This is a genomic window from Gilvimarinus sp. 1_MG-2023 (assembly GCF_030548285.1).
In genome coordinates this window covers 1-242 of the sequence record NZ_JAUOSC010001553.1, presented here as the reverse complement: position 1 = coordinate 242, position 242 = coordinate 1, and the positions used below count along the sequence as shown (strand labels likewise).

The following is a 242-nucleotide window of genomic DNA, read 5'->3' as shown; positions in this document are numbered from 1 at the left end:
GTGGGTTGGCGGTATTTACACGCCATCGGACGGCCGGGCCGAACCCGCGATTGCCACCAGCGCCATTGCCAGGGCTGCCGTCGCCAAAGGGGCAACCCTGATCCAGCACTGTGCTGTACGAACATTGGTGAGGTCGGCCGGTAAAATCAGCGGTGTTGTCACCGAAAAAGGCGAAATCCGGTGTGAACAGGTGTTGTTGGCGGGCGGAGCCTGGTCACGGCGTTTTCTCGGTAATCAGGGTA

Annotated in this window: 1 protein-coding gene; it reads left to right on the top strand. The window is 60.3% G+C overall.

Annotation, left to right across the window (positions count from 1 at the left end):
• Positions 1 to 242: NAD(P)/FAD-dependent oxidoreductase (locus Q4563_RS22010; protein WP_303606054.1), on the top strand; the 242-nt coding region annotated here is incomplete at both ends.